The organism is Saccharothrix coeruleofusca, assembly GCF_017876325.1.
Taxonomy (GTDB): domain Bacteria; phylum Actinomycetota; class Actinomycetes; order Mycobacteriales; family Pseudonocardiaceae; genus Actinosynnema; species Actinosynnema coeruleofuscum.
The window spans coordinates 1,718,962-1,743,635 of sequence record NZ_JAGINV010000001.1 but is presented as its reverse complement, the minus strand read 5'-3'; the positions used below and the strand labels follow the sequence as shown (position 1 = coordinate 1,743,635).

The window sequence follows — 24,674 nt, the reverse complement described above, 5'->3', positions numbered from 1 at the left end:
GCTCGCGAAAGGTTCGACATGGCACGCACCGGCCCCGGCGCCAACCCCAACCCCAGCTCCAACCCCGGCGGCAGCCCACCCCCTCCGCCGCCGCCACCGCCCCCGGCGTCGGGACCGCAGGGTCCTACCGGCACCTCGGGCTTCCTGATGCAGCCGTCCTCGATCCAGACGCTGCAGGGCTACGCGAGCGACCTGCAGTCCCGCTACCAGGGCGTGGCGGGGCAGCTGAGCACGCAGACGCTGGCCGTCAACGCGCTGGGGATGTTCGGCATCCCCATGGTGGTCGCGGTGAACGGCTCCAACGGCAAGTCCATCGACAAGGCCAACCACGCGGCGCAGACGATGGGCCAGGTCAAGGACGGCTTGCAGGCGTCGCTGGACACCCAGGTCAGGACCGACGAGTTCGCGGGCAGCCAGTTCGACAAGATCGTCACCGACTCCGGCGCGAAGAACCCCCAGGGCGCGCCCGCGAGCGCACCGCACACGCCCGCCCCGGTGGGGCCGCAGGTGACGCCGGTCGACCAGATCAACGGCGACCCCGGCAGCACCGGACCCAAACCCGCAGGCGTCCCGGCCGGTCCCCAGGTCACGCCGGTCGACCAGATCAACGGCGACCCCGGCAGCACCGGACCCAAACCCGCGGGTGCCCCGACCGGTCCCCAGGTCACGCAGTTCGAGCCGCCGCCCGGCGCGACGAACACGCCCACGCCCACGCCTACGCCCACTCCGGCTGGCCCGCCGGTCACCCAGTACACCCCGCCGCCGGGCAACACGGACGTGACCACACCGACGCCCACGCCCACTCCGGCCGGCCCGCCGGTCACCCAGTACACCCCGCCACCCGGCGGACCGAACACCCCCACGCCGACGCCCACGCCCACCCCGGCAGGCCCGCCGGTCACCCAGTACACCCCGCCGCCGGGCAACACGGACGTGACCACCACGGCGGCGACTCCGATGCCCGCCGCACCGCCGGTCACCCCGATGCCGCCCATCCCCGGTGCCAACGGCGTGCCCAACCCCGGTCCCATCCCGACGGGCGCCATGCCGCCGATCCCGCCGATGCCCGCCGTCCCCCCGCCCGGCGGCACGCCGCGCGGCATCAACCCGCCCGGTGCCAACCCTCCCGGCGGCAACCCGCGCGGTGGGGCTCCGGGCACTCCGGGCAGGGGGCCGGTGGCGCCGCCGTCGACCAACACCACCCCGGTCAACGCCATGTGGCCGCCCGCCGGGCCGCGGCCGGGCGCGGTGCCCAACGTGCCGGGCGTGGTCGGCCCGCCCCAGGGCATCTTCACGCCCACCCCGCCCGCGGCGGACTCGCTCAAGCCCATCGCGGACGCCAACCCGCCCAGGCCGGCGCCGCCCGCGGTGCCCATGCCGGACCCCGGTCCCGGCAAGCCGCCGGGCCCGCTCGACCCGCTCGGCGGCCACGGCCCCAAGGGCGACGCCGCGCCGCCCGTGGTCACCGGCGGGGACAAGCCCGCGCCGCAGCCCGCGTCCCCTCCTGCGGCGCAGACCCCGCCGCAGCCGCAGCCGGTGCCGCCGCCGGTGAAGCCGGTCATGGCGCCGCCGAACATCCTCGACCTGCTCGACCCGAGGGGCTACCCCGGCGGCGAGAACCTGCCCGCGCCCGACGGCCCCAAGGCCGACGCGGCGTGGCCCGCCACCACGATCGACGGCAAGCCGTGGGCCGACCTGCAGAACCTCACGCCCGAGCAGAGCCAGAAGTGGATCGACAACCTGCGCAACATCCTGGACACCAAGACCGACGGCGCGTTCTTCTGGTCGGGCAGCCTGTACGACTCGGACGGCAACCGGATCTCGGTGATGACCGAGGCCGAGTACATGGCCAAGGCGGACGGGCGCAACACGCTGGAGGGGACGCTCGACGACAAGGGGATCAAGCTGCCGGGCTGGGGCAACACCTCGCCGGAGGGCAAGGCGGTGTGGGACAGCGTGTCGGCCAGCCTGGCGCACGGCGCCAAGGGTGATGTCTACGTGCTGCTGGGCCCGCAGCGGCGGCCGGACAACGTGTTCCACATGACGGAGTTCCCGATCCTGCAGCAGAACCCGAACGTCAACCGGGTGATCGCGATCGACGTGTTGAACAAGCAGGAGACGGTGATCTTCACCCGGCAGTGAGCCGGTGGCGGTCGGGAGGGGCCCCGCCCCTCCCGACCGCCGGGTCAGCCGGACGACTTGCCGGTGAGGTCCGCGCCGTCCTTGCGCGCGAGCACGCAGACGACCTCCTTGGCGCCCACGGCGTCGCCCTCGGCGTACTCCCACTCGGCCTTGGTGGGCACCAGGCCGGTCAGCGCCAACTCCGACCGCTTGCCCTCGGCGACGCGGATCGTCCTGGCGTGCAGGTCGCAGTAGTGCAGGGCGTACTCGCGCATCCAGTCCTCACCGGGGTAGGGCACCGGCTGCCCCTTGGAGGCGAGGTCGTAGAACGGGGTTTCCGCCGCGTAGCGCTCGACCTTGTGCGGCTGGGCGCAGTCGACGTTCTGCAGCCAGTCGAACGGCACGCCCTTGGTCAGCGGCTCGGTGCCGCAGCCCTGCTCCCCCATGGCCCAGACCGGGATCTCGCCCAGCCTGCCGAAGGTGAGCACCTGGACCGGGGCCTGGGCCCGCTCGGGCTGCGGGGCCGCGGCGGGCGCCTGGCCGGCGCGCCCGGCGAAGAAGCCGCCGGTGGCGGCGAGCAGGGCCGCGACCACCGCGGCGGTGATCAGCAGCGGTGCGCGGGAGCGCGGGGCGGCGGGGGCCGCCTCGGCCGGGGCGGTGCCGCCGCCGGAGAGCAGCGCCGCCGCCTGGGTGGCGGTGAGCCGGGCCCTCGGGTCGGGGGCGAGCAGGCCGGAGATCACGGTGGCGACCGGGCCTCGGGCGCGGTGCAGGCGCGGCGCCTCGCTCATGATGGCGTGCAGCGTGGACGCGGTGGACGTGCGCTGGAACGGGGCCGTGCCCTCCACCGCGTAGGCCAGCGTCGCGCCGAAGGCCCACAGGTCCGACGCGGGCGTGGCGGGCTCGCCGCGCACCCGCTCCGGCGAGAGGTAGGCGGGCGAGCCGATGATGGCGTTGTTCAGCGTCAGGCCGGGGTCGTCGACGGCCTGGGCGATGCCGAAGTCGGTCAGCTTCACCTGGCCGTCCGGGGCCACCATGATGTTGCCGGGCTTGACGTCCCGGTGCACGATGCCCGCGGCGTGCGCGGCCTGCAGCGCGGACAGGATGCGCAGGCCGAGGGTGGCGACGTGCTCGGCGGGCATGGGGCCGTTGCGGCGGATCAGCGCGTCCAGGGTCTGCGCCTCCACCAGCTCCATGACGATGTAGGTCAGGCCGCCCTCGATGATCACGTCGTAGACGGTGACCACGCCGGGGTCGTTGAGCGCGCCCGCCGTCCTGGCCTCGCGCAGCACGCGCTGCTGGAGCACCTGGCGCTCCTCCGGCGGCACGCCGTCGGGCAGGTGCAGCTCCTTGATGGCGACCTTGCGGCCGATGACGTGGTCCTGTGCTCGCCAGACCACGCCCATCGAGCCGCGGCCCAGCTCGGCCAGCAGGGCGTACCGGTTGCCGATGATCCTCGGCTGTGGACCGCTCACGACGTCGATCACTCCAGGGGTCGAACGGTTGCAGGGTGAGGCGCACGTTACCCGGGCGCGGACAGCGCGGTGGGCACCGACGCCGGTTCAGGGGTCGGTGATCGCCTCGACCAGCTGCGGGCCGTCCAGCAGCACCGGGTCGTTGTGGTCGGCTCCGGGCACCTCGACCGCCCGGCCGCCCGCGGCACGGGCCACCGCGCGGCTCTGCTCGGGCGGGACGATCGTGTCGGCGGAGCCGTAGACGACGGTGACCGGGGCGCGCACCCGCGCCACGTGCTCCGCGGTGCGGAACCGGTCCCGCAGCAGCAGGCCCACCGGCAGGAAGGGGTAGTGCCGCCTGCCGACCGCGGCCAGGTCGGTGAACGGCGAGCGCAGCACCAGCGCGGCGGGCGGGTGCTCGGCGGCCAGCTCGGCCACCACCGCCGAGCCCAGGCTCTCGCCGAAGTACAGCAGCCGGGGCGGGGAGGTGCCGAGCAGGAAGTCGCGGGCGGCGCGCACGTCCAGCGCGAGCCCGGCCTCGGTCGGGCGGCCGGGGTTGCCGCCGAAGCCGCGGTAGTCCAGCAGCAGCACCGACAGCCCGCGCGCGGTGAGCGCCCGCGCCAGCGGCGCCCGCAGCGCCCGGTTGCCCGCGTTGCCCGGAGCCACCAGCACCGCGGCCCGCGCGTCCTCGACGGGGAAGTGCCACGCCGCCAGCCGCAGCCCGTCGGCGGTGGTCAGGGTGACGTCGCGGCCACCGGGCAGCACCTGGGCCGCGGGCGGCGGCAGGTCGCCCGAGGGCAGGTAGACCAGCTTGCGCTGGAAGGCGAACGCGGCGCCCAGCACCGCGATCACGACAGCGGCGGTCACCGCCAACCCGATCAGCATCCGCCCGCGCACCTCACCATCACATCACCGGTCCGGGTCCTCGCGCTGCGCGTGGCGGGCGCGGGTGGCAGGGTGGCTCGGTGGCCGCCGCACCCGATGACCGAGCGCGCACCCCTGACGGACGTTACGTGGTGATCGGGGGCAGGCGGTGGCGGGCCACCGATCCGGAGATCCCCGCCGACGTCGCGGCCCGCCTGCGCAAGGCGCTCATGGCCGCGCGGGCCGAGGTGGGCCGGGCGCTGCGCGCCGGGGACGCCTCGGCCGAGGCCGGGGCGCGTCGCCGGGTGCACGCGGCGAAGGTGGCGCTGGGCGAGCGCGGGACGCCCTGGTGGGAGCAGACCCCGCAGCAGCGGCGGCAGCGCTGGGAAGCGGGCCTGGCCCAGCTGGGCGCGTGACCGGCCCGGTGCGCCGCTGGGACACCCGAACGCCCGGTTCGGGGTGTCCCAGCGGCGCTCGGCTCACTCGCCCCGATTCCACGCCTTGGCCAGGCCGACCTTGCCCCCGGTGTGCATCAGCGACCCGGCGTACAGGCGGGCGGCCAGCATCACCACGAGCACGACCGCGCCCGCCAGCACCCCCAGCGAGAGCACCGCCTCCCACGCCTGGGCCTCCTGCGCGAACAGCCGCACCGGCATCGCGATGGCCGCCGAGAACGGGACGTAGGACAGCACGGCCATCGCGGTGGCGTTGTCGGACAGCGCCATCACCGCGACGTAGGGGCCGATGGTCAGCAGCAGCACCAGGCCCATGCTCGACCCCAGGTCCTCCTGCCTGCTCACCGCCGCGCCCGCGACCGCCCACATCGCGGCCAGCAGCACGAACCCGAAGACCAGGAACGGCACGAACCAGCCGATCGCGGGCGCCACCAGCGCCAGCAGCTCCTCGTGCCCGCCCAGCCGCAGCGCGATCGGCGCGGCCACCGCCAGCACCACCACCTGGCCGATGGTCAGCAGCGCGTGACCCACGATCTTGCCCGCCAGCAGCGCCCGGATCGGGACCGTGGCGACCAGGATCTCCACGATCCGGGTCTGCTTCTCGGTCACCGTGCTCTGCGCGATGGCCGAACCGCCCATGCCGAACATCATGAACACCATCGCGAACACCATGATGACCAGCTGCCGGACGCCCTGGCCGACCTCGGAGGGGTCGAGCAGGTCCACCGGCGGCGCGGTGCGCAGCGCGGCCACCACCTCCACCGGCGGGTCCGACAGCGCGACCACGCGCACCCCGGAGCCCTCGGCGACGACCGCCGCGTCCACCTCCTCCGAGCGCACCAGCCGCTCCGCTTCGGCCCGGTCGGCGGCTTCCCGCACCTCCAGGTCCGCGTCCCGCAGCGCCGCCAGCGCCTCCTGGCCGACCGCGGCCACAGCGGACCGCCCGCCGCCGAACACCGTGGGCAGCACCGCGAGCGCGAACAGCCCCACCAGCAGCAGTCCGAAGCCGACCCAGAAGCCCTTCATGCGCACGAACGAGCCGATCTCCCGCTCGGCCACCAGCCGCGTCGCCGAGGCGAACGACGTGCCGTCCATTCAGATCACTTCCTTGAAGATCTCGTCGAGCGAGGGCACCACCGGGGTGAAGCTGCGGACCGCGCCGCGGTCCAGCGCCGTGCGCAGCACTTCCTGGTCCGTGCGGCCGTCCAGGTCGAACACCGCGCGCGGGCCGTCCACGTCGAGCACCCGCACCCCGGCCAGGTCGCGCAGCCAGCCCGCGTCGCCGTCCACGACGAGCTGGAACCGCGGCGCGGCGTGCTCGGCCCGCAGCCGCTCCCGCTCGCCGCTCGCGGCGATGCGCCCCCCGGAGATGATCACCAGGTCGTCGCACAGCTGCTCCACCACCGACAGCTGGTGGCTGGAGAACAGCACCGGCACGCCGTTGGCGGCGCGCTCGCGCAGCACGCCCAGCACCGTCTCCACGGCGATCGGGTCCAAGCCGGAGAACGGCTCGTCCAGGATCAGCGCCAGCGGGTCGTGCACCAGCGCGGCGGCCACCTGGGCGCGCTGCTGGTTGCCCAGCGACAGCTCTTCCAGCCGGTCGCCCGCCCGCTCCGCCAGCTCCAGGTCGGCCAGCAGCCGGTCGGTGTTGCGGCGGGCGGTCGCGCGGTCCAGCCCGTGCAGCTGCCCCAGCCAGGCGATCTGCTCGCCCACCTTCATCTTCGGGTACAGGCCGCGCTCCTCGGGCATGTACCCGAAGCGCTGCCGGACCGCCCCGGTGATCGGGGCGCCGTCCCAGGTCACCTCGCCACCGTGGGCGGCGAGCACGCCCAGCACGATCCGCATGGTCGTGGTCTTGCCGGACCCGTTGGCGCCGAGGAAGCCGGTCATCCGGCCCGGCCGGACCTCGAACGACACACCGTCCAGGACGCGGTGCGCGCCGAAGCTCCGGCTGATCGAGCTCACCTTCAACATGATCAACAGGCTAGGTCGGCGCCCCGGTCCGGGGCGTCCGGCGCGAGACCGACCCCAGGGGTCCTCCTCAGGGAGGACCTCAGCCCCGGCCGGGCGTGACGATGCCGTGCTCGTAGGCGAACACGACGGCCTGCGTGCGGTCGCGCAGGCCCAGCTTGGCCAGGATGCGCGACACGTGCGTCTTCACCGTCGTCTCGCCCAAGTGCAGCGCCGAGGCGATCTCGGCGTTGCTCACCCCGCGTGCCAGCAGCACCAGCACCTCGAACTCGCGGTCGGTCAGCTCGGGCGGGCGGCGCACCGGCTCGGCGGGCGCGGGGGCGGAGAAGCGGGCGATGACGCGGCGGGTGACCTCGGGGGACAGCAGCGCGTCGCCGCGCGCGACCACCCGGACCGACTCGACCAGGTCCTCCGGGGAGGCGTTCTTGAGCAGGAAGCCGCTCGCGCCCGCGCGCAGCGCCTCGAACAGGTAGTCCTCCCGGTCGAAGGTGGTGAGGATGACGACCTTGACCGGGCTCGCGCAGCCCGCCGAGCCGAGGATGCGCCGGGTCGCCTCCAGCCCGTCCAGGCCGGGCATCTGCACGTCCATCAGCACCACGTCGACCTCCAGCCGGGCGGCCAGCTCCACCGCCTCGGCGCCGTCGCGCGCCTCGCCGACGACCTCGATGCCGGGCTCCGTCCCGAGGATGACCCGGAAGCCCGCGCGCACCAGGTCGTGGTCGTCGGCGAGCACGACCCGCAGCGGACGCTGCCCGTTCACCGCTCCCCCTCGCCCGCCGGCCGCGCGCCCGCCGGGAAGCTGGCCCGCACGCGGTAACCGGCGTCGCGGCGCGGTCCCGCCTCGAACCGCCCGCCGTGCACGGCGACCCGCTCCTTCATCCCCAGCAGGCCGAACCCGCCGGTCTTGCCCCCGCGCCCGCGTCCGTCGTCGGTGACCTCGACCTCCACCGCGCCGTCCAGGTAGCGCAGGCGGACCTCCGCCCGCCGCGCCCCCGCGTGCTTGACCACGTTGGTCAGCGCCTCCTGCACCACCCGGTAGGCCGACAGGGCGACGCCCTCGGGCACCGCGCGCGGCTCGCCGTAGACGCCGTGCTCCACCCGCAGGCCGGTCGACCGCGCCGTCTCCACCAGGTCCGGCAGCTGGTCCAGCCCCGGCGAGGACCGGTGCGCGTCCAGGTCCGCGCTCGGGGCGTCCTCCGCGTTCGGGGCGTCCTCCTCGCGCAGCACGCCGAGCAGGCCGCGCAGGTCGCCGATGGCCGTGCGGGCGGTGTCCTCGACCGTGCGCAGCGCGGCGCGGGCCAGCTCGTGGTCGGTGTCCAGGACACGCCGCGCGGCCGCCGCCTGGATGCCCATCACCGACACGTGGTGGGCGACGACGTCGTGCAGGTCCCGCGCGATGCGCACCCGTTCGGCGACGATCGCGCCGCGCGTGTTCTGCTCCTGGGACCGGCGCAGCTGCTCTGCGCGGTGCTCCAGCTCGGCCTGCCTGCGCGCGGACAACCACGCCATGTCGCCGAAGAAGTACGCGGACAGGTAGAACAGCAGGTTGAGCCCGATGCCGTAGAGCACCGAGGCCAGCAGCGGGTCCAGCGGCCCGGCCGCGTCGGCGAACTCCGGGGCCGGGGCCACCAGGAACGACACCAGCCCGACGCCCAGCCAGGCGAACATCGCCACGATGACGGCGACGCGGGACCACCGGGCGAGCACCCGGTTCGGCTCCCACGCCCCGGCGTTGTAGATGGCCAGGAACAGCGCTACCGAGGGCATGAAGTTGTCCGCGATCTGCCGGTGCTGCGCGGCGATGAACAGCGCGCCGACCACGAGCAGCACGGCCAGCGGGTACCGCCGCCGCACGGCCAGCGTCGCGGTCAGCGCGGCGACCCAGGCCAGCTGCTCGGTCAGCGCCGGGGCCCGGCCGAAGGCGAACGCGCCCATGCTGTTGACCAGCATGGTCATCACCACGGCGAGCGCGAGCACGGCGGAGGCGGTCCAGAGGTCCTGGCGTCGTTGGGCGGCCGTGGGACCGGGGCGCCGCCAGGCGCTCCAGGGCGCGTCCGGATCGACTACGTCCATACGGGTGAACGTAGTGCAGCAGCGGTGCGTGTTCGGGTCGCCACGTGCCGCGACGCGACCGCCGCGCGGAGCGGGTTGACGCCGCCGGTTTGGCTCAACCACCATTGAGTCAGTGGATGATGAGTGGTCTGCGGAGCTGACGGCTCGCGCGCGGGTGCACGCGGCCCTGGGCGAGCCCGCCCGGTTGGCCGTGGTGGAGCTGCTGCGCCTGGGTGACGCCTCCCCCGGCGAGATCGGCCGCGCGCTCGGGCTGCCGAGCAACCTGGTGGCGCACCACCTCAAGCTGCTGGAACGGGCGGGGATGGTGGCGCGTTCGCGCTCCGAGGGCGACCACCGCCGCACGTACCTGCGGTTGCGCGCCGACGTGCGGGCCCACCTCGGGCCGACCGGGGTGCGGCGGGCGCCGAGGGTGCTGTTCGTGTGCAGCCGCAACTCCGCCCGCTCCCCACTGGCCGCCGCGCTGTGGCGGCGACGCAGCCGGGTGGCCGCCGCGAGCGCGGGCACCCGCCCCGCCGAAGGGGTGCACCCGCTGGCCGTGGCCACCGCGCGCGCCCACGGCCTGTCCCTGGCCCGCGCCCGCACCCGCCACGTCGGCGAGGTGCTGCGGCCGGACGACCTGGTGGTCGCGGTGTGCGACAGCGCCCACGAGGAGCTGGGCGGCGTCGACCGGCTGCACTGGTCGGTGCCGGACCCGGCCGCGGCGGGCACCGGGGAGGCGTTCGACCGGGCCTGCCGCGACCTCGCCGAGCGGGTGGACCACTTGGCCCCCGCGATCACCCCCACCGAAGGGCGGAACCGTTGAGCGGCAAACCCGAAGTCCTGTTCGTCTGCGTCCACAACGCGGGCCGGTCCCAGATGGCCGCCGCGCTGCTGCGCCACCACGCCCTGGGCCGGGTCGCCGTCCGCTCCGCGGGCTCGGCCCCCGCCGACCAGGTCAACCCCGCCGCGGCGCGGGCGCTGGCCGAGTGGGGCCTGGACATCACCGACGCGGTGCCCGCCAAGCTGACCGCCGAGGACGTGGCGGCCTCCGACGTGGTGATCACCATGGGCTGCGGCGACGCCTGCCCGGTCTTCCCCGGCAAGCGCTACCTGGACTGGCAACTCGACGACCCGGCGGGCCGGGACGTGGCGGCGGTGCGCCCGATCCGGGACGACATCGACCGCCGCGTCCGCGCCCTGCTGGCCGAGCTGCTGGACGACCCGCGGCCGTGACGGGCTTCGCGGCGGGCGAGCGGCGGTGGCGGGACGGGCTGGGCTCGGTGCGGCAGGTCGTGCGCCAGGAGCTGGTGGCCCGGCAGCTGGCCGCCCACGTCCCGGACTCGCCACCGCTGCGGGTGCTGGACGTCGGGTGCGGCCAGGGCACGCAGCTGCTGCGCCTGGCCCGGCGCGGCCACCACGTGACCGGTCTGGACACCTCGACGGCGCTGCTGGGGGACCTCGCCGACGCGCTGGCCGCCGACCCGCCGCGAGGCCGGGTGCGCGTGGTCGAGGGCGACGCTCGGCACCTGGACCCGCTGTTCCCGGCGGGGAGCTTCGACCTGGTGCTCTGCCACGGCGTCCTGATGTACTTCGCCGATCCCGAACCGCTGCTGGCCGGGCTGGCGCGGGTGGTCGGCGACGGCGGCGTGCTGTCCCTGCTGGTGCGCAACGGTGACGCGCTGGCGATGCGCCCCGGTCTGCTCGGCGACTGGGCGACGGCGCTGCGGGCGTTCGACGAGACGACCTACGACAACCGCATCGGCGTGCCCGCCCGCGCGGACCGCTTCGACGCGCTGGCCGCCTCGCTGGACCGGCTCGGGCTCGCTGTGCGCGCCTGGTACGGCGTGCGCGTGTTCACCGACAACGCGCCGACCGATGCCGAACCGCCCGGCGATCTCGCCGCGCTGCTCGACTGCGAGGAGCGCGCGGGGGCGACGGACCCCTACCGGCGGGTCGCCGCGCTGACCCACGTAATCGCTGACCGGAAGCGGCTCTGAGCACCTACCCTGCCGGGGTGGAACGGGATCTGCGCCTGCCGGACGGGCGGACGCTGCGAACTCACGACAACGGCGTGGACGGGCCCGCCCTGGCCTGGCACCACGGCTCGCCCCAGTCCGGAGCGCCGCTCGCGCCGCTGCTCGCCGCGGCGGCGGAACGGGGCCTGCGGCTGCTGTCCTACGGCAGGCCGGGTTACGGCGGGTCGAGCCCGCTGCCCGGACGGGACGTCGCCTCGGCGGCGGCCGACGTGGCGCGCCTGGCCGACGCGCTCGGCGTCGACCGGTTCGCCGTGATGGGCGCTTCCGGCGGCGGTCCGCACGCCCTCGCGTGCGCCGCGCTGCTGCCGCAGCGGGTGACCGGCGTGGTCTGCCTGGCGGGCATCGCCCCGTTCACCGAGGACTTCGACTGGTTCGCGGGCATGGTGGCCCCCGGAGGTCTGCGGGCGGCGATGGCCGGGCGCGAGGCGCGGGCGCGCTACGCCGAGGAGTTCGACCCGGACAGCTTCACCGCCGCGGACTGGGCCGCGTTGTCCGGCACCTGGGCCTCGTTGGGCGACGACGCCCAGCGCGCGGGCGCGACCTGGCCGGGCGGGGCGGTCGACGACGACCTCGCCTTCGTCCGCCCGTGGGGCTTCGACCTGGGCGCGGTCGAGGCGCCGGTGCTGCTGCTGCAGGGCGGGCGGGACCGCGTGGTGCCGCCCGCGCACGCCGACTGGATGGCCTCCCGCCTGCGCCGCCACGAGCTGTGGTCGCGCCCCGACGACGGGCACGTCTCGGTCCTCGACGCGTGCCCGGCGGCGATGGACTGGCTGGGCTGAGGTCGGCCGAACGCGCTCTGGTCGAAATTCCTACCAGATGGTAGGAATTGTGGGAGCGCTTCCACACTGCCGCCAACGCTGACGACGGGGAGTCTGGATGAACGAGCTTTCGGTGCAGCTGTACTCCGTCCGGGACGCCTTCGCGGCCGACCCCCTCGACACCCTGCGCAGGCTCGCCGCCATCGGCTTCACGCGGGTGGAGCCCTACGGCGTGGTGGAGAACGCGGAGGTGCTGCGCACGCACCTGCCCGCCTGCGGCCTCACCGCGCCCACCGCGCACGCCCAGCTCATCGGGGCCGACCAGGACGCGGTGTTCGCCGTGGCGGCGGAGTGCGGCGTCGACGTGGTCATCGACCCCTTCGTCGCCCCCGAGCGGTGGCGCGACCCGGCCGACATCGCCGAGACCGCGGACGCGCTCAACCGGGCCGCGGCGCGCGCGGCCGGGCACGGCGTGCGCGTCGGCTACCACAACCACTGGTGGGAACTGGAGTCCCGGATCGGCGGTCGCAGCGCCTTCGAGGTGCTGGCCGACCGGCTCGCCCCCGAGGTCGTGCTGGAGGTCGACACCTACTGGGCCACCGCGGGCGGCGAGGACGCACCCTCACTGCTGCGCCGCCTCGGCGAGCGGGTGCACGCCATCCACGTCAAGGACGGCGACCTGGCCACCGACGCCTCCGGTCAGGTCCCCGCCGGTCAGGGCCGGGTGCCGGTGGCCGAGGTGCTGGCCGCCGCCCCGCACGCGCTGCGCGTGGTCGAGTTCGACGCCTACGACGGCGACCTGTTCGAGGGCATCGCGGCCAGCCGCGCCTACCTCACCGGGGCCGCGCGATGACCGCCCGCAGCGGACCGGTCGGCGTAGGCGTCATCGGCGCGGGGACGATCAGCACGACGTACCTGGAGAACCTGACCTCGTTCCCGGACCTGCGCGTCCTGGCGGTCGCCGACCTCGACCGGGAGCGCGCCGCGGCGCAGGCGGCGGCGCACGGCGTGCCGCGCTCGTGCGGCGTGGCCGAACTGCTGGCCGACCCCGAGGTCGAACTCGTGGTCAACCTGACCATCCCGGCCGCGCACGCGGAGATCGGCGTGGCCGCGCTGGAAGCGGGCAAGCACGTGTGGTCGGAGAAGCCGCTCGCGCTGGACCGGCCGACCGGCCGCGCGCTGCTGGACCTGGCGCGGGCGCGGGGCCTGCGGGTGGCCTGCGCGCCCGACACCGTGCTGGGCTCGGGCTGGCAGACCGCGCGCCGGGCGCTGGAGGCGGACCGGATCGGCACCCCTCGCACGGCGCTGGCGCTGTTCCAGACCGCGGGCCCGGAGAGCTGGCACCCCGCGCCGGAGTTCCTCTACCAGGCGGGCGGCGGGCCGCTGCTGGACATGGGCCCGTACTACCTGACCGCGCTGGTCGGGCTGTTCGGGCCGATCGGCCGGGTCGCCGCCGCCGGCGGGCGGGCGCGCGAGACGCGGGTGATCGGGTCCGGCCCCAGGGCGGGCGCGGAGTTCGCGGTGACCGTGCCCACCACGGTCACCGCGCTGGTCGAGTTCACCGGCGGCGGTTGCGCGCAGGTCCTGTTCAGCTTCGACTCGGCGCTGCACCGCGTGGGCTTCGTGGAGGTCTCCGGCACGCGCGGCACGGCCGTGCTGCCCGACCCGAACGGCTTCGGCGGCCCCACCCGGCTGCACCTGCCCGACCGCGCCGAACCGGAAGTCCTCGAAGCGCGGGGCCACTCCGCCTCGCGCGGCACGGGCGCGCTGGACCTGGCGCGGGCGATCCGCTCCGGCGAGCCGGAGCGGGCCTCCGGCGAACTGGCCTACCACGTGCTCGACGCGATGCTGGCCGTCGAGGAGTCCATCACGCGCGGGCAGCCCGTGGAGGTCGCCAGCACCGCCGACGTCCCGCCCCCGCTCCCCCCGGACTGGGATCCCCGCGCGAGCTCGCTGTGGTGAGCGGCGGTTCACAGCCCGACGGTGAGCAGGCTGCGCAGGTAGAACTCCAGGGAACCCACCAGGTCCACTTCGTCCGGGGTGGTCAGCCACTGCACCTGGAGGCCGTCCATCAGCGCGATGAAGGTCAGCGCCGCGACCTCCGGGTCGACGCCCTCGCGCAGTTCGCCGCTGTCGGCCATGGCCCGGAACGACTCCAGCACGCCCGCGCGGGCCATCCGGTAGTGCCGCACGAAGTACTCGTGCGCCGGGTGGTCCTCGGCGACCGCCTCGGCGGCCAGCCGCGAGTACAGGTCGACGATGCCGGGGTTGCCGACGTTGTGCTCGGCCAGCGCGAGGTAGCGGCGCAGCACTTCCAGGCCCGGTCGCGCCTGGAGCTGCTCGCGCGCGGCGTCGAGCGCGTCCCGGCGTTCCAGCACGGCCGCGAGCAGGGACTCCTTGTTGGGGAAGTGGTAGAGCAGCCCGGCGTGGGTGATGCCCGCCCGCTTGGCGATCTCCCGCAGCGACGAGCCGTGGTAGCCCACCTCCCCGTACACGGTGACCGCCGCCGCGAGGATGTCCTCTCGGCGGATGCGGCCCTTCAAGTAGCCCCCGGTCACGGGGCCTCGGTGATCTCGGTGACGTGCACGGGGCCATCATGCCGCAGCCGCGGGCCGGTTCGATCCACAGGAGACCGATGAGCACCGCCCTCCCCCGCGCCGCGCGCGTCGCGACGTGGACCTTCTTCACCCTCAACGGATTCGCCATCGGCCTGTGGGTCGTGCACATCCCGGACGTGGAACGCGCCACCGGCATCTCGCACAGCACCCTGGGGCTGCTGCTGCTCGTGCTGGGCGGCGCGGCGTTCGTCGGGATGCAGGTGGTGGGGCCGCTGGTGGACCGGCTGGGGCAGCGCCGCCTGCTGCCCGCCGCGGGCGTGCTGCTCGGCTTGGCGATGTTCGGCCCCGGTCTGGCCGACTCGTGGTGGGCGCTGGGGCTGGCCCTTGTGGTGCTCGGGTTCGCCAACGGCATGCTGGACGTGGCGATGAACTCGCACGCCGTGGTGGTCGAGCGCGCCTACCCGCGTCCGATCATGGCCTCGTTCCACGCGATGTGGTCGATCGGCGGCGCGGCGGCCGCCGCCGTGGGCGCGGTGGCGCTGGGCGCCGGGGTGCCCACCGCGGTGTCGTTGAGCTGCGCCGGGGTGCTCTGCGCGGTGGTGTCGCTGATCACCGCCCGGTTCCTGATCGACGGCGCGCAGTCCCCGGCCGCGGCGCGGGCCGAGAGCGGGCCGCGCTCGACGCCGACCCGGCTGGTGTGGCTGCTGGGCGGGTTGGCGTTCGCGCTGATGCTGGCCGAGGGCGTGGCCAACGACTGGGCGGCGCTGCACTTCAAGGACGTCCTGGGCACCTCCGACAGCACGGCGGCGTTCGCGTACGGCGCGTTCGCGGTGGCGATGACCGCGGGCCGCTTCGCCACCGACCGGGTCGCGGCGCTGCTGGGACCGGTGGCGATCGTGCGCTACGGCGCGGCGCTGGCCGCGGTCGGGCTGCTGCTGGTGTCGTTCACCGCGTGGGTGCCGCTGGCGCTGGTCGGGTGGGCGCTGTTCGGCCTCGGGCTGGCGGGCGGGGTGCCGCAGCTGTTCACCGCGGCGGGCAACCTCGACACGCGGGCCTCCGGCGCGCTGATGGCCAGGGTGGTCGGCCTGGGCTACGTGGGACTGCTGGCCGGTCCGGCGCTGATCGGCGGGCTGGCGCACTGGATGCCGCTCAACACCGCGTTCCTGGTGCCGGTGGTGCTGTGCGTGCTGGCGGCGGTGTTCGGCTCGGTGATCGCGCCGCGCGAGCCTGCCGTCGCCGACCGGTCCGCGGGCTGATCCGGGCGCGCCCGCCGGGAACCGGTGGGCCGGGGTGCGGTCACGGCGCGGCCAGGCCGCGCAGCAGCGGCAGGTAGACGTCGTCCACCATCGAGGCCAGCACGTCGTCGTCGGGGGGCGTCCCGCACATCACGTTCTCGTTGCGGATCAGGTCCAGCGGCAGGCGGGTGACCCGCGACGGGAGCCGGACCGGGAGCAGCTCGCCGCGCTCCACCGCGCGGTCGACGATCCGCCGCACCGTCCCGGCCAGCGGCGAGTCGGCGACCAGGCGCTCGCGCAGCAGCGCGGCGACCTCGGGGTGCCGGAACGCCTCGCTCATCACGCCCGCCACGACCTCGTTCATCATGGCGTCCGCGCGGCGGGCGATCGTGGTGAACAGGACCAGCAAATCCGATCGCAGCGCACCGGTGTCCGGAGTACGGTGCTCGGTCGGCGCCCGGTGCTGCCACGCCGCGATGACCAGCTCCGCCCGACCGGCCCAGCGCCGGTAGATGACCGGTTTGCTGGTGCCCGCCCGCGCGGCGACCGCTTCCACGGTGAGCCGAGCGTAGCCGACCTCTCGCAGCTCTTCCCAGGCCGCGTCGAGGATGGCGTGCTCCAGCTGCTCACCCCGGCGGCGCGACTTCGTCCCGGCCACCCTACCCCTTAGATACGTTGCGTTTCTTATCTGACTGGTCTACCGTCGTTCATTAGACACTATCCGTTTCTTATGGGGGACCGCCTTGCTCTACCGCCTGCTGCGCAGACACCTGCGCCCCTACCGGCGTGAACTGACCGCCGTGCTCGTGCTGCAACTGGTCGGCACCATCGCCTCGCTGTACCTGCCCAGCCTCAACGCCGACATCATCGACTCGGGGGTGGCCACCGGCGACACCGGTTTCATCCTGTCCACCGGCGGCTGGATGGTGGCCGTGGCCCTGGTGCAGATCGCCTGCTCCGTCGGCGCGGTCTACTACGGCGCCCGCACCGCGATGAGCTTCGGCCGCGACGTGCGCGCCGCGGTCTTCCACCGGGTCGGCGAGTTCTCCGCCCGCGAGGTCGCCCAGTTCGGGCCGTCGTCGCTGATCACCCGCTGCACCAACGACGTGCAGCAGGTGCAGCTGCTGGTGGTGATGGGCTGCACCATGCTGGTCGCCGCGCCGATCACCTGCGTGGCGGGCATCGTGATGGCGCTGCGCGAGGACGTGGGGCTGTCCTGGCTGCTGCTGGTGTGCGTGCCGGTGCTGGTGGTCTCGATCAGCCTGATCACCGTCCGGATGGTGCCCCAGTTCCGCCTGATGCAGGAACGCCTGGACGAGGTCAACCGCGTGCTGCGGGAGCAGCTGGCGGGCATCCGGGTGGTGCGCGCCTTCGTCCGCGAGTCCGCCGAGACCCGCCGGTTCGCCGAGGCCAACACCGCGCTCACCGGCACCGCGCTGCGGGTCGGCCGGTTGCAGGCGCTGATCTTCCCGACCGTGGGCCTGGTGCTCAACTTCTCCAGCGTCGCGGTCCTGTGGTTCGGCGCGTACCGGGTCGACGCGGGCGGGATGCAGGTCGGCGCGCTGACCGCGTTCCTGAGCTACCTGGTGCAGATCCTCATCGCGGTGATGATGGCGACGTTCATCTCGATGATGATCCCGCGCGCCTCGGTCTGCGCCGAGCGGATCAACGAGGTGCTCGACGCCGAGTCCTCGGTGCTGCCGCCCACCGACCCGGTGCGCGAGCTGCCCGGCCCGGCCGCGGTGGAGTTCCGCGGCGCCGAGTTCCGCTACCCCGGCGCGGCCGACCCGGTGCTGCGCGAGATCTCCTTCCGCGCCGAGGCCGGGCGGACCACCGCCGTCATCGGCAGCACCGGCGCGGGCAAGACCACGCTGCTGTCGCTGGTGCCCCGGCTGATCGACGCGACCGGCGGCGAGGTGCTGGTCAACGGCGTCGACGTGCGGCACGCCGACCCCGACGCGCTGTGCTCCCGGATCGGCCTGGTGCCGCAGCGGCCGTACCTGTTCACCGGCACGGTCGCGGACAACCTGCGCTACGGCAACCCCGACGCCACCGACGAGCAGCTGTGGCAGGCGCTGGAGGTCGCGCAGGCGCGCGAGTTCGTCGCGCGGATGCCCGGCGGGCTCGACGCGCCGATCACCCAGGGCGGCACGAACGTCTCCGGCGGGCAGCGGCAGCGGCTGTCCATCGCGCGGGCCCTGGTCCGCCAACCGCAGGTGTACCTGTTCGACGACGCCTTCTCGGCGCTGGACCTGGCCACCGACGCCCGGCTGCGCGCGGCGCTGCGCCCGCACACGCGGGACGCGGTGGTCATCGTGGTCGCGCAGCGCGTGTCCACCATCCTCGACGCCGACCAGATCGTGGTGCTGGACGCGGGCTCGGTCGTCGGCGTCGGCACCCACCACGACCTGCTGGAGACCTGCCCGACCTACGTCGAGATCGTCCAGTCCCAGCTGACCTCGGAGCAGGCCGCATGAGCACCGCGAGCACCACTCCCCGACCGCAGTCCTCGCCGATGGGCCGCGGCATGCCCGGCATGGGGATGCCGATGGGCAAGCCGGAGGACTTCAAGCCCGCCGCGCGCAGGCTGTTCGGCCTGCTGCGCCCGCAGCGGTCGGCGTTCGCGGCCGTCGTCGCGCTGGGCGTCGCCAGCGTCGCGCTGGGGGTGATCGGGCCGAAGGTCCTCGGCGACGCCACCGACATCATCTTCGACGGCGTGCTGGCCCGCCTGCGCGGCGAACCGGGCGCGGGCATCGACTTCGCCGCGCTGGCCCGCGTGCTGTTGTGGGTGCTCGTGCTGTTCCTGGCCTCCGCGGCGTTCGGCCTGGCGCAGGGCAGGCTGCTCAACAACGTCGTGCAGCGCGTGGTCTTCCGGCTGCGGGCCGACGTGGAGGCCAAGCTGCACCGGCTGCCGCTGCGCTACTTCGACGGCCAGCCCCGCGGCGAGCTGCTGTCGCGGGTGACCAACGACATCGACAACGTCGCCACCGCGCTGCAGCAGACCCTGAGCCAGCTGCTGATCTCCGCGCTGACCGTGGTGGGCGTGCTGGTGATGATGGTGTCGATCTCGCCGCTGCTGGCGCTGATCGCGCTGGCACTGATCCCGCTGTCGGTGGTGGCCACCGGGGGGATCAGGAAGCGCTCGCAGGGGCTGTTCGTGGCGCAGTGGAAGCACACCGGCGAGCTCAACGCGCACATCGAGGAGGCGTTCACCGGCCACCAGCTGGTGAAGGTGTTCGGTCGGCAGCACGAGTCCGAGGAGGAGTTCCGCCGCCGCAACGACGCGCTGCTGGGTTCGGCGCTGGGGGCGCAGTTCACCTCCGGGCTGATCATGCCGGTGATGATGTTCCTGTCCAACGTCGGCTACGTGGCGATCGCGGTGGTCGGCGCGCTGCGGATCACCTCGGGCGCGATGAGCCTGGGCGAGGTGCAGGCGTTCATCCAGTACTCGCGGCAGTTCACCCAGCCGCTGACCCAGGTCGCGTCGATGGTCACGCTGGTGCAGTCCGGCGTCGCCTCGGCCGAGCGGGTCTTCGAGGTGCTCGACGCACCGGAGCAGCGGCCCGACCCCGCCGACGCCCCGCTGCCCGCCCGGCGGCGCGGCCGGGTCGAGTTCCACGACGTCAGCTTCTCCTACCAGCCCGAGCAGCCGCTGATCGAGCACCTGTCGCTGGTCGCCGAGCCGGGCCAGACGGTGGCCGTGGTGGGGCCCACCGGCGCGGGCAAGACCACGCTGGTGAACCTGGTGATGCGGTTCTACGAGCTGGACGCGGGCCGGATCACCCTGGACGGGGTGGACATCACCCGGCTGCGCCGGGAGGACCTGCGCTCGCAGGTGGGCATGGTGCTGCAGGAGACCTGGCTGTTCGGCGGCACGATCCGGGACAACATCGCCTACGGCAAGCCCGACGCCACCAACGAGGAGGTGCTGGCCGCGGCGCGGGCCACCTACGTCGACCGGTTCGTGCGCACCCTGCCGGACGGCTACGACACGGTCATCGACGAGGAGGGCAGCAACGTCAGCGCGGGCGAGAAGCAGCTGCTGACGATCGCGCGGGCGTTCCTGGCCGACCCGTCGCTGCTGATCCTGGACGAGGCGACCAGCTCGGTGGACACCCGCACCGAGTCGCTGGTGCAGCACGCGATGGCGGCGCTGCGCTCGTCGCGGACCAGCTTCGTCATCGCGCACCGGCTGTCGACCATCCGGGACGCGGACCTGATCCTGGTCATGGAGTCGGGCCGGATCGTGGAGCAGGGCACGCACGACGAGCTGATCCAGGCGCGCGGGGCGTACCACCGGCTCTACTCGGCGCAGTTCGCCGCGGCGCTCTGAGCCGCGCGTGCGCGGATCGGGGCTCGGACGCCCCGGTCCGCGCACGTACGCTGTCCGCGATGGGGCACGCGGTGCGGTTCGGGCTGCTGGGGCCGCTGCTGGTGCTGCGCGACGACGAGCCGGTCGCGGTCGGCGGGCCGAAGCAGCGGGCCCTGCTGGCGCTGCTGCTGTTGCGGCACAACCGCTTCCTCAGCGCGGACTGGCTGGTCGACGCGCTGTGGGACGGCCACCCTCCTTCGGGCGCGCGGGTCACCCTGCGCAGCTACGTCGCCGGGTTGCGGCGGGCACTGGAACCGGGGCGCGGGCCTCGTGCGGCGGGCGAGCTGCTGCGCGGGCACGCGGGCGGGTACGAGCTGAGCGTCCCGCCCGCGAGCATCGACGCCGTCCGCTTCACCGAGCTCGTCGACGGCGCGGCGGCAACCCCCGACCCGGCCTCGGCCGAGCGCCGCTACGCCGAGGCGCTCGCGCTCTGGCGCGGCGACCTGCCGCTGGAGCTGGCGGCGGTGCGGCCGGACCTGGCGCGGCTGACCGAGGCCCGGCTGGCCGCCGAGGAGGGCCGGTGTGCCTCGGCGGTCGCGGCGGGGCGGCACCTGGCCGTGCTGCCCGACCTGCGCCGGTTCGTCGCCGCCCACCCGGAGCGGGAGGCCGCGCGCGAGCGGCTCATGCTCGCGCTGTACCGGGCGGGGCGGCAGACCGAGGCCCTCGCGGTGTTCGACGAGGGCCGCCGCGCGCTCGCGGCCGACTACGGGGTCGAGCCCGGCGAGCGGCTGCGCGAGCTGCACCGGCAGGTGCTCGGCCACGCCGTCCCACCGCCTGCCGCACCCGCCCCGGCCGCACCCGCCCCCGCCGCACGTCTGGTCGGCCGGGAGGCCGAGGTGGGCCTGCTGGCCGGGATGCTCGACGCCGCCCGGCACGACGGCGGGCGCGTGGTGGCCGTCGTGGGCGAGGCGGGCATCGGCAAGACCAGCCTGGCCACCGCGGTCGAGGAGTCGGCCGGGGACACCCCGGTGGTGTGGGGGCGCTGCCCCGACGTCGGGCAGGCGCCGCCGTTCTGGCTGTGGGCGCAGGTCGTGCGGGCCTTGGTGACCAGGCCGGAAGCCGGTCGGGCGGGTGCCGACACCGCGCTGGCGGGCTTCGCCGCCGAACCCGCGGCCGAACCCGCGACCGGGGGCCTCGACCCGGCGGCCCGGTTCCGCACCTACGAGGCGGTGTCCGCGCTGGTCCGCGCGGTCGCCGAGCCGGCGGGGCTGGTGCTCGTGCTGGACGACCTGCACGCCGCCGACCCCGACTCGCTGCTGCTGCTGCGCTACCTGGCCAGCACCCTGCACGGCAGCCGGGTGCTGGTGGTGGCCACGCTGCGGCCCTACGAGCGCGACCCGGCGCTGGTCGCCGCGCTGGCCGACCTGGCCCGCCAGCCCGGCTTCCGCCAGCTGCGCCCCGCCGGGCTGGACGCCGAGGCGGTCGCCGACCTGGTGCGCGGGCGCACCGGCGCACCGGCACCAGCCGAGCTGGTCCGGCGGCTGGTCACCCGGACCGGCGGCAACCCGTTCTTCATCACCGAACTGCTCGCCGCGCCCGAGGGCGAGCCGCCGCCCAGCGTCCGCGACGCCGTCCGGCTGCGGCTGCACGCGCTGGACGAACCCACCCGCGAGTGCCTGGACCTGCTCAGCGTCGCGGGCCGCGAACTCGACCTGCGCCTGCTGGGCCCGCACGCCACCCGGCTCGCGGTCACCGACCTGGTCACCGGGGCCGGGCCGGGCGCGGTGCGGTTCCGCCACCCGCTGTTCGCCGAGGTCGCCTACGCCGAGCTGGCCCCGCCGCGACGGGCCGCGCTGCACGCCCGCCTGGCCGACGCCTGCGCCCGCTCCGGCGGGCTCAGCCCGGCCGAGCTGGCCCACCACTACGGCCAGGCCGCAGGCCTCGGGCGCGACGAGGACCACCTGCGCTGGACGCTGCGGGCGGCCGAGGACGCCGCTCGGCGGCTGGCCTACGAGGACGCCATGGCCCACCTCGACCGGGCCGCCGCCCGGCTGGCGCTCACCTCGGCCACCTCGCCCGCCGCCGCCGAGGCCGAGCTGGCCGTGCAGCTGCGCCGCACGGCCCTGCTGCAGATCACCGCGGGCATCGGCAGCGACGCGGTGGACCGGGTGTGCGCCCGCGCCCGCGACCTGCTCGCCGTGGTGGGTCCGGACGCCGACGTGCGCACCGCCCTGTGGACGCTGGGCGAGCTGGCCTGCAACCGCGCCGAGCACGCCATCGCCGAGGACCTGGCCACCCGCCTGCTGGAGGCCGACGACAGCGGCGTGATCGCCGCGGCGGGCCGCTACCTGCTGGGCGTGGTCGGCTACTTCACCGGCAGGCTGGCCGAGGCCGACGAGCACCTCAGCGCCGCCGTCGACCGGCTGCGCGACCTGGACCCGAGGCTGCTCAGCGGGCAGACCGGCCGCACGCCCGCGCTGGCCGTCCACGACTTCCGCGCCCTGGTGCGCTCGCTGCGCGGAGATCCGGTGGGGGCGCGCGCCGACATCGCCGCCGCGCGGGCGCTCGCAGAGCGGGTGGACGACCCGTACGGGCGGGCCAACGCCGCGCTGTTCGCCGCGTGGGCGGCGCTGCAGGAGCACGACGTGGTCGCGGGCCGCGCGGCGGCCGCGCGCTGCCGGGAGATCGGGGCGCGGCAGAACATGCCGCACTTCGTCACCGTGGGCGACTTCCTGACCGAGTGGGCGGCCGTGCGCGGCGGTGACGCGACGCGGCTGGCGGCCATGCGGGAGGCCGGGGAGGCCATCTACCGGCCGGGGCTGCGCTCGACCCGCACGATCACCATCGCCGCCGTGGCCGAGGCCCACCTCGCCGCCGGGGACGCGGGCGCGGCGGCGGTGCTGGCCGAGGAGGGCTTGGCGGTGGCCGACGAGGTGGGCGAGCGGGTGCTGGTCCCCGAACTGCTCCGCGTGCGCGGCCTGGCCCTGGGCGACGCGGAGGACCTGCGCGAGGGCGCCCGCCTCGCCGCCGCCCAAGGCGCCCACCTCCTCCTCCCCCGCTTCCCCCCGTCGGCAAGTACTACCCGACCCACCCCACAGGGCCGGTAACCACCACCCGACCTCGACACGGGTAGTGGTTACCGGCCCTGGAACACCCCACGGGTAGTACTTGCGGGCGTTGTGGAGGTGGGGTTCAACAGGGATTCCACAGGCTCCGGGTGAAGTGGTCACAGCCGTCGCACCCCGGAGGAACCCCATGTACGACGTCGTCATCATCGGCTGCGGACCGGTCGGCGCGCTCACCGCCAACCTGCTCGGCACGCACGGCGTGCGCACGCTGGTCGTGGAGCGCGGAACCGCGCCGCACCAGCAGCCGCGCGCCTTCTCCTGCGACGACGAGGCGCTGCGCGTGTACCAGCAGGCCGGGCTGCGGCAGGAGGTGGCCGCCGACATGTACCCGCCCGACGCCGCCGAGTACGTCAACGCGCGGGGACGCGCCTTCGCCACCATCGCGCTGGACGAGATCGACTTCGGGCTCGGGGGCAGGCCCCTGCACTTCTTCGACCAGCCCCGGCTGGAGGCGTCCCTGCGCGTGGGCCTGGCCCGCTTCGCGCACGTCACCCTGCGCACCGGCGTGGAACTGGTGGACCTGGAGCAGGACGACGACGCGGTGACCGCGGTGCTGCGCGATGTCGCCACCGGCGAGCGCGGTCGGGTGCGCGCCCGCTACGCGCTCGGTTGCGACGGCGCCCGCAGCGCGACCAGGGCGGCGGTCGGTATTCCGCTCGTGGGCGGCTCCTCCGCCGAGCCGTGGCTGGCGATCTCGGGCACCGCCGCCCCCGACGCGGTCCGGGTGCGGCGGACCCGGTTCGTCTGCGACTGGCGCAGACCCGCGTTCGTCTCCCCCGGCGCGTTCGGCTCCTACCGCCTGGAGTTCATGCTGCGCGACGGCGAGAGCGCGGAGGAGGTGACGCGACCGGGGACCGTCGCCGAGCTGGTCGCGCCCTACGTCGACCCGGACCGCTTCACGGTGACCCGCGCCGTGGTCTACACCTTCCACAACCTGGTCGCCGAGCGCTGGCGGGCCGGGCGGGTGCTCCTGCTCGGCGACGCCGCCCACCAGATGCCGCCGTTCCTGGGGCAGGGCCTGTGCAGCGGCCTGCGCGACGCGGCCAACCTGACCTGGAAGCTCGCCTTGGTCCTGCGCGGCCGGGCGGAGCCCGCGCTGCTGGACAGCTACGAGCTCGAACGCCGCCCGCACACCGAGGAGATGGCCGCCACGAGCGTGCGCCTGGGCCGGGTCTTCCTGGTGCGCAACCGCTTCGCCGCGTTCCTGCGCGACTCGGTGCTGCGCGCCGCGCAACTGGTGCCGCGAGTGCGCCGCTTCGTGCGGCACTTCGAGTTCAAGCCGCTGCCCGCGCACCGACGCGGGGTGATGGCAGGCGGCGTCCGGCGCGGCCCGGTCGGGACGATGTTCCCGCAGCCCAGGGTGGTGGTGGCGGGCTCGGCCACGCCGGTGCTGCTGGACGAGGTGCTCGGTTCGGGGTTCGCGGTCATCGGGCCGGGTGTGGACGCGCGCGCGGCGGCGCGGTGGCAGGGGCCGCCCGCCCGGTTCCTGCGGGTCGTGCCGCCGGGCGTGACCCCGCGCCGGGACGAGGTGGCGGACGCCGACGGCGCGCTGGCCGAGTGGTTCGCCCGCCACCGCGTGGAACTCGCGGTGCTGCGGCCGGACCGGTTCGTCTACGCCACCACGGCGGGCGAGGCGCTCACCCGTTCCCTGAAAGCGGCGATGAGCGGTCACCCGTGCTGATCCCCCACAGGCGCCTGCAAGTACTACCCGACGCGCTTGCGCGGGCAGGTAA

Annotated in this window: 21 protein-coding genes; 13 read left to right on the top strand and 8 right to left on the bottom strand. The window is 75.0% G+C overall.

Features of this window, described 5'->3' with window-relative positions; genetic code table 11:
* Positions 1 to 18 precede the first annotated feature (18 nt).
* Positions 19 to 2,142: a hypothetical protein gene (locus JOF41_RS08200; RefSeq protein ID WP_209617472.1), complete on the top strand. Its 2,124-nt coding sequence runs from the start codon at positions 19 to 21 to the stop codon at positions 2,140 to 2,142.
* A 44-nt stretch (positions 2,143 to 2,186) separates the two neighbouring features.
* Here JOF41_RS08200 and JOF41_RS08195 read toward each other — a convergent pair whose 3' ends face one another.
* A complete protein-coding gene (locus tag JOF41_RS08195; protein WP_307867299.1) occupies positions 2,187 to 3,593 on the bottom strand; it encodes a serine/threonine-protein kinase in 1,407 nt (468 codons plus the stop codon).
* 87 nt (positions 3,594 to 3,680) lie between these two features.
* Positions 3,681 to 4,457: an alpha/beta hydrolase gene (locus JOF41_RS08190; RefSeq protein WP_189226653.1), complete on the bottom strand. Its 777-nt coding sequence runs from the start codon at positions 4,455 to 4,457 to the stop codon at positions 3,681 to 3,683.
* Positions 4,458 to 4,588: 131 nt separating this feature from the next.
* On the opposite strand from JOF41_RS08190, the gene JOF41_RS08185 reads away from it, so the two are divergent.
* Positions 4,589 to 4,852: a hypothetical protein gene (locus tag JOF41_RS08185; RefSeq protein ID WP_229796213.1), complete on the top strand. Its 264-nt coding sequence runs from the start codon at positions 4,589 to 4,591 to the stop codon at positions 4,850 to 4,852.
* Between the two features lie 63 nt (positions 4,853 to 4,915).
* On the opposite strand, the gene JOF41_RS08180 is transcribed toward JOF41_RS08185, so the two are convergent.
* The 4 genes from JOF41_RS08180 to JOF41_RS08165 all read right to left on the bottom strand — a co-directional run bounded on the left by JOF41_RS08180 (position 4,916) and on the right by JOF41_RS08165 (position 8,935).
* Positions 4,916 to 5,986, bottom strand: coding sequence for an ABC transporter permease (locus tag JOF41_RS08180; protein ID WP_209617468.1), 1,071 nt, complete (start codon positions 5,984 to 5,986; stop codon positions 4,916 to 4,918).
* Positions 5,987 to 6,865, bottom strand: a complete 879-nt coding sequence (locus tag JOF41_RS08175; protein WP_209617465.1) for an ABC transporter ATP-binding protein — start codon at positions 6,863 to 6,865, stop codon at positions 5,987 to 5,989.
* A gap of 79 nt (positions 6,866 to 6,944) precedes the next feature.
* Entirely contained in the window at positions 6,945 to 7,622 is a 678-nt protein-coding gene (locus JOF41_RS08170) for a response regulator (RefSeq protein WP_189226649.1), read from the bottom strand.
* Complete coding sequence (locus tag JOF41_RS08165) at positions 7,619 to 8,935, bottom strand: sensor histidine kinase (RefSeq protein ID WP_209617462.1); 1,317 nt, start codon at positions 8,933 to 8,935, stop codon at positions 7,619 to 7,621. The genes JOF41_RS08170 and JOF41_RS08165 overlap by 4 nt, the downstream gene beginning before the upstream one ends.
* Positions 8,936 to 9,047: 112 nt before the next feature.
* Between JOF41_RS08165 and JOF41_RS08160 the strand changes: the two genes are divergently transcribed.
* The 6 genes from JOF41_RS08160 (at position 9,048) to JOF41_RS08135 (ending at position 13,670) form a co-directional block, all read left to right on the top strand.
* Entirely contained in the window at positions 9,048 to 9,737 is a 690-nt protein-coding gene (locus JOF41_RS08160) for an arsenate reductase/protein-tyrosine-phosphatase family protein (RefSeq protein ID WP_209617459.1), read from the top strand.
* On the top strand, positions 9,734 to 10,147 hold the full coding sequence (locus JOF41_RS08155) for an arsenate reductase ArsC (RefSeq protein WP_189226646.1): 414 nt from the start codon (positions 9,734 to 9,736) through the stop codon (positions 10,145 to 10,147). Before JOF41_RS08160 ends, JOF41_RS08155 begins: the two co-directional genes overlap by 4 nt.
* Complete coding sequence (locus JOF41_RS08150; protein WP_209617457.1) at positions 10,144 to 10,911, top strand: class I SAM-dependent methyltransferase; 768 nt, start codon at positions 10,144 to 10,146, stop codon at positions 10,909 to 10,911. The genes JOF41_RS08155 and JOF41_RS08150 overlap by 4 nt, the downstream gene beginning before the upstream one ends.
* A gap of 17 nt (positions 10,912 to 10,928) precedes the next feature.
* Complete coding sequence (locus tag JOF41_RS08145) at positions 10,929 to 11,729, top strand: alpha/beta fold hydrolase (RefSeq protein ID WP_307867298.1); 801 nt, start codon at positions 10,929 to 10,931, stop codon at positions 11,727 to 11,729.
* Positions 11,730 to 11,826: 97 nt separating this feature from the next.
* Complete coding sequence (locus JOF41_RS08140) at positions 11,827 to 12,561, top strand: sugar phosphate isomerase/epimerase family protein (protein WP_209617456.1); 735 nt, start codon at positions 11,827 to 11,829, stop codon at positions 12,559 to 12,561.
* The gene (locus JOF41_RS08135; RefSeq protein WP_209617453.1) at positions 12,558 to 13,670 is read left to right on the top strand and encodes a Gfo/Idh/MocA family protein; all 1,113 of its coding nucleotides are present in this window, start codon (positions 12,558 to 12,560) and stop codon (positions 13,668 to 13,670) included. Before JOF41_RS08140 ends, JOF41_RS08135 begins: the two co-directional genes overlap by 4 nt.
* Positions 13,671 to 13,678: 8 nt before the next feature.
* Here JOF41_RS08135 and JOF41_RS08130 read toward each other — a convergent pair whose 3' ends face one another.
* Positions 13,679 to 14,266, bottom strand: coding sequence for a TetR/AcrR family transcriptional regulator (locus JOF41_RS08130; RefSeq protein ID WP_189226643.1), 588 nt, complete (start codon positions 14,264 to 14,266; stop codon positions 13,679 to 13,681).
* A gap of 77 nt (positions 14,267 to 14,343) precedes the next feature.
* Between JOF41_RS08130 and JOF41_RS08125 the strand changes: the two genes are divergently transcribed.
* Positions 14,344 to 15,522 carry an MFS transporter gene (locus JOF41_RS08125; protein WP_189226642.1) on the top strand — a complete coding sequence of 393 codons (1,179 nt, stop codon included), beginning with the start codon at positions 14,344 to 14,346 and terminating at the stop codon, positions 15,520 to 15,522.
* A 40-nt stretch (positions 15,523 to 15,562) separates the two neighbouring features.
* Here JOF41_RS08125 and JOF41_RS08120 read toward each other — a convergent pair whose 3' ends face one another.
* The gene (locus JOF41_RS08120) at positions 15,563 to 16,159 is read right to left on the bottom strand and encodes a TetR/AcrR family transcriptional regulator (RefSeq protein WP_189226641.1); all 597 of its coding nucleotides are present in this window, start codon (positions 16,157 to 16,159) and stop codon (positions 15,563 to 15,565) included.
* 85 nt (positions 16,160 to 16,244) lie between these two features.
* On the opposite strand from JOF41_RS08120, the gene JOF41_RS08115 reads away from it, so the two are divergent.
* The 4 genes from JOF41_RS08115 (at position 16,245) to mhpA (ending at position 24,622) form a co-directional block, all read left to right on the top strand.
* Complete coding sequence (locus tag JOF41_RS08115) at positions 16,245 to 17,978, top strand: ABC transporter ATP-binding protein (RefSeq protein WP_209617451.1); 1,734 nt, start codon at positions 16,245 to 16,247, stop codon at positions 17,976 to 17,978.
* Positions 17,975 to 19,834 (top strand): ABC transporter ATP-binding protein, encoded by a 1,860-nt coding sequence (locus JOF41_RS08110; protein ID WP_372448474.1) that lies wholly within the window; start codon positions 17,975 to 17,977, stop codon positions 19,832 to 19,834. The genes JOF41_RS08115 and JOF41_RS08110 overlap by 4 nt, the downstream gene beginning before the upstream one ends.
* A 59-nt stretch (positions 19,835 to 19,893) precedes the next feature.
* Positions 19,894 to 22,920 (top strand): ATP-binding protein, encoded by a 3,027-nt coding sequence (locus tag JOF41_RS08105; RefSeq protein WP_209617449.1) that lies wholly within the window; start codon positions 19,894 to 19,896, stop codon positions 22,918 to 22,920.
* 148 nt (positions 22,921 to 23,068) lie between these two features.
* Positions 23,069 to 24,622, top strand: coding sequence for a bifunctional 3-(3-hydroxy-phenyl)propionate/3-hydroxycinnamic acid hydroxylase MhpA (mhpA, locus tag JOF41_RS08100; protein WP_209617447.1), 1,554 nt, complete (start codon positions 23,069 to 23,071; stop codon positions 24,620 to 24,622).
* Positions 24,623 to 24,674: the final 52 nt, after the last annotated feature.

Excerpts from the sequence above, each read along its gene's own strand:
- JOF41_RS08200 (WP_209617472.1), top strand. The coding sequence starts at position 19 with ATGGCACGCACCGGCCCCGGCGCCAACCCCAACCCCAGCTCCAACCCC.
- JOF41_RS08190 (WP_189226653.1), bottom strand. The coding sequence starts at position 4,457 with ATGCTGATCGGGTTGGCGGTGACCGCCGCTGTCGTGATCGCGGTGCTG.
- JOF41_RS08180 (WP_209617468.1), bottom strand. The coding sequence starts at position 5,986 with ATGGACGGCACGTCGTTCGCCTCGGCGACGCGGCTGGTGGCCGAGCGG.
- JOF41_RS08175 (WP_209617465.1), bottom strand. The coding sequence starts at position 6,865 with ATGTTGAAGGTGAGCTCGATCAGCCGGAGCTTCGGCGCGCACCGCGTC.
- JOF41_RS08165 (WP_209617462.1), bottom strand. The coding sequence starts at position 8,935 with ATGGACGTAGTCGATCCGGACGCGCCCTGGAGCGCCTGGCGGCGCCCC.
- JOF41_RS08140 (WP_209617456.1), top strand. The coding sequence starts at position 11,827 with ATGAACGAGCTTTCGGTGCAGCTGTACTCCGTCCGGGACGCCTTCGCG.
- JOF41_RS08135 (WP_209617453.1), top strand. The coding sequence starts at position 12,558 with ATGACCGCCCGCAGCGGACCGGTCGGCGTAGGCGTCATCGGCGCGGGG.
- JOF41_RS08125 (WP_189226642.1), top strand. The coding sequence starts at position 14,344 with ATGAGCACCGCCCTCCCCCGCGCCGCGCGCGTCGCGACGTGGACCTTC.
- JOF41_RS08110 (WP_372448474.1), top strand. The coding sequence starts at position 17,975 with ATGAGCACCGCGAGCACCACTCCCCGACCGCAGTCCTCGCCGATGGGC.
- JOF41_RS08105 (WP_209617449.1), top strand. The coding sequence starts at position 19,894 with ATGGGGCACGCGGTGCGGTTCGGGCTGCTGGGGCCGCTGCTGGTGCTG.
- mhpA (WP_209617447.1), top strand. The coding sequence starts at position 23,069 with ATGTACGACGTCGTCATCATCGGCTGCGGACCGGTCGGCGCGCTCACC.